This is a genomic window from Streptococcus sp. oral taxon 058 str. F0407 (assembly GCF_000235485.1).
Lineage (GTDB): Bacteria > Bacillota > Bacilli > Lactobacillales > Streptococcaceae > Streptococcus.
Map to the genome: position 1 here is coordinate 557878 of NZ_JH378887.1, position 3323 is coordinate 561200.

Below are 3323 nucleotides of genomic sequence, written 5' to 3' on the forward strand. Positions count from 1 at the left end.
GTTATTTAAATTATGTTAGTTAGGGGATAGTATAAAGGCAGTGATACCAAGGGTTTTGAGAGTCTAAAGTCCTAGAAACGCAAGGTGAAATCTAGAAAAGTAATAGTCTCATATAATAGAAAGACTATCATAGTTTCTAATTGGCTATAAAATATGATAAAATATAAGGGAGATTCCTGTATAACCTTAGAAAAAACGGAGTTAGGAAGGTTAGTAGATGGCAAAATTAAAAGATGTAAATCAAAAAAAGTATAGCGCTGTTATTCAATATGATAGAGATTTTCCAAAATATTTTGATCTTGGGAATTTATAAAAGAATAAAGCAAATGTTGTATATGCTTTATTGGGTGAAATTCGTGATAAATATTCTCCTGATGGGATCACTATCTCTTATTCTGACATTGCGTATATGTCGGATAATGTTTTAAAAAATTCTGATGGAGTGTATTATGCCAATACAGGGGAAAACACTTCAATCGTTTTATTGAAGAGATTCAAACTAAATTAAAACTCGTATCATATAAAAAATTTATTAAAATGGATGAAAAAGGGAATAGTGTTTCTGATGATTATCCTTTATTTACAGAAAAATTTAGAATAGATCATATCAATCAGGAATTGACAGCTCATATTTCAGAAGCGGTTTATCAAAATGAGATTTTGGATGAGGCAGGGAACATTGTTCAGAATAAAAAACGAGTTGTTGATTTATTTAATAATGATGATTGGTCTGAGACAAAGTATTTAAAATTTGGTCGTGAACTACATAATCAATTGAAAAAATATGGGTAAAATTTATATCGATGGATTGCTGAATACCGATCTATAAACCGTCCAATAGCCATTGATGCAGAAGTATTTGAAAATATTATTATGAAATTCACAACGCCATATGCTAAAAAAATAAATTAACAATTCTAAATAGTGCTATTAAAGAATTACAGAGTCTCACTTATGATGATGGACGTCAGATTATTAGAGATTTAGAGTATACTATTGAGCGAAAAAATAGAAAGATAGTAAAATACATTTTTTCATTCAAATCATTTTCAATAGATCTTAATTATATTAAGAGTATTGATGGAAGCAATATTGTCTTTGAGGAATCATCTGATAGTAGGAGTGACGATAAACATTTACAGTATTTTAATGTTATTCAGCTCTTTCTTAAAATTTTTAGTAATAAACCAGAGTATGATAACAAGAATAATAGACAAAGATTAATTAAATTTTGTCAAAGTATATCTGAAGAAGTAGTAGTTGTAGCTTTAGATAAGGTAACAATGAATAAGAAACGAGGTCCAGGTTGGTTATTTAAGACGTTAGAAAATTGGGAAAAAGCAGGAGTGAAGAAGATGGAAGATATTGAGAACGCCGAAAGAGAAATTTTTGGCGAATCCCAAAAGACCAATGTTCCATCTTGGTCAAATCCTAATTATAAGAACGAGATAACAGAAGAGCAGAGTCAAGAACTTGAAAGAAAAAAAGCAGAAATGTTAAAAAAATTAGATTCCTAATGAGAGATTTATAGAAGATAATCGGTTTATTTTCTGACATTTGTTAATCGATATGAATAGTAAAAAATTAGATGAGTTAGATGACGTTACTTGTCCTGATTCGATTCAGGATTTTAACCGATCTTCTGAACTGAATAATGATAAAAAAGGAGGATACTCATTATGTCATTTTTGGATGCATGGTTTGGGACACCTACAGAAAAGAAAAGGGAACAATATAAGGCTTTGTATAACGACTTGAACAGTCAATTAAAAAATTTTAATTCTAAATTAAAAACGATGGAAGGAAAAGTTGATAGCTATAATAGTTCACGACCTTCTATGAGTTTATCTATTATTCCAGAGGATGTTTTTAGTGATAGCGAAAATAGGGTTAAAACAAAAGTAGAATCAGTTATTTCAAATCAATCAAGTGACGTAAGCAAATTGTCTCGTGCGGTTGATGCAGCTTATGAACGGTATCAGTATTATGCTCGATTGGCTGAGCAAGAACGCCGAGAGAGGGAAGCAGAGGCAAGACGTCAAGCTGAAGAACGTAGGAAAAGAAACCGTAGAAGGAGGTAAGTTCCATGGCAGATTTAAAAATAAAGTATAAAGACCTAGAGACAGCTATTCAGCTTTCAAAAGAAATTAATCAAGAATTGACAAATTCTTACCAAACTGTCACTCAATTAAAAAGTTATCTCCAGTCAGCCAAGTGGTCTGGGAAAACAAAAGTAGCTTTTGAGTCCTATCTAGACATCATCCATAAATACCATAAAGATTTGAGATCTATTATGGAAGAACATGAAAAAGCAGTAACAAGTTTGAAAAGCTCCATTGATAGCTATAATAGTTCATCGGAAGTTGCATCAATTAAGGGGTTATAAATATGTCAAATAAAGAAACTTTTTCCATTTACGAACTCCATTATCTGATCGGTGCCTTTGACGGGGAACTAATGCCTGGCTTGCCAACACTAGACGATATTGTAACTACTTCTGAACTAGTGTGGACGATAGCTAAGGAAGCTCTTGAGAAAAAAGGCCTAGTAAATGAGGATGGTTCAATAACAAAAGCAGGGTTTGTCATAGTTGAGACTCTAAGAGAATATTGTCTGGGTAGAACTTTAGTCATTCTGAATAATTTCTATTTCATGCAATGCCGAGACAGCAACTTTTCTATTCTGATCGTAGATACTGGTCAGGGATATCAACTTGTCAAGATTAGTTCTATGAGTCGCTTATTGTTGCTACAAGACAAGCTCCCATTGGTGACAAGGATTCCTCTGGAAGATGAGGTTGATTTTCTAACTGAAAGACAGCAACTAACTCCTGATATCGAAACTGCTATAGCATCAGATCAAGCGCTGATGGTACAGTATTATCCTTTGGAACAAATGTGTGAGACCAGACACGCAGCATTATTATCAGCTTCTTATCTCTTTGTTGAAGAAGGAGGAGAATTGCTGGGATTTGATGTGAATCAAGAGGAGTTATATCGTTTTAGCCAATACTATTTCCTAGAGAGATTGTATAGTTGGCTTTCTATTCCGTTTAGAGAGGAGGATTTTGAAAATGGTTCTAATTGAAGCTACTACAATGGATGGTGGTGGATCTAAAGAAATCGTCATGAATCCTGATGAACTACAGGCAATCATGCGTTACATCACCACAGTTGAGGTTTCATTTCAAAATAATTTGGCTCCAAAATTGAAGAGCCTTTCTGAAACAAAATATTATGAGGGTGGAGAAGCCTCGAAAGCAATGGAGCACTATTCTAAAATGCTCAACAAAGTGAATGAAGTTGGCGACCTATATCGGCGTG

4 protein-coding genes and 2 pseudogenes are annotated in these 3323 nt (G+C 33.2%); all 6 read left to right on the plus strand.

The genetic code is table 11. The features are described 5' to 3' along the window. Positions 1 to 537 precede the first annotated feature (537 nt). Positions 538 to 792 (plus strand): hypothetical protein, encoded by a 255-nt coding sequence (locus HMPREF9184_RS04355; protein WP_000343589.1) that lies wholly within the window; start codon positions 538 to 540, stop codon positions 790 to 792. A gap of 611 nt (positions 793 to 1403) precedes the next feature. Then, positions 1404 to 1517, plus strand: a pseudogene (locus HMPREF9184_RS10035) (phage replisome organizer N-terminal domain-containing protein); the annotation flags it as partial. A gap of 162 nt (positions 1518 to 1679) precedes the next feature. Next, positions 1680 to 2081: a hypothetical protein gene (locus HMPREF9184_RS04365; protein ID WP_000008830.1), complete on the plus strand. Its 402-nt coding sequence runs from the start codon at positions 1680 to 1682 to the stop codon at positions 2079 to 2081. 5 nt (positions 2082 to 2086) lie between these two features. Then, positions 2087 to 2386 (plus strand): WXG100 family type VII secretion target, encoded by a 300-nt coding sequence (locus tag HMPREF9184_RS04370; protein WP_000774265.1) that lies wholly within the window; start codon positions 2087 to 2089, stop codon positions 2384 to 2386. A gap of 2 nt (positions 2387 to 2388) precedes the next feature. After that, a complete protein-coding gene (locus tag HMPREF9184_RS04375) occupies positions 2389 to 3087 on the plus strand; it encodes a DUF5081 family protein (RefSeq protein ID WP_000066160.1) in 699 nt (232 codons plus the stop codon). Beyond that, positions 3074 to 3323 (plus strand): annotated as a pseudogene (locus tag HMPREF9184_RS04380) (hypothetical protein); the annotation flags it as partial. The gene HMPREF9184_RS04375 and the pseudogene HMPREF9184_RS04380, both read left to right, overlap by 14 nt.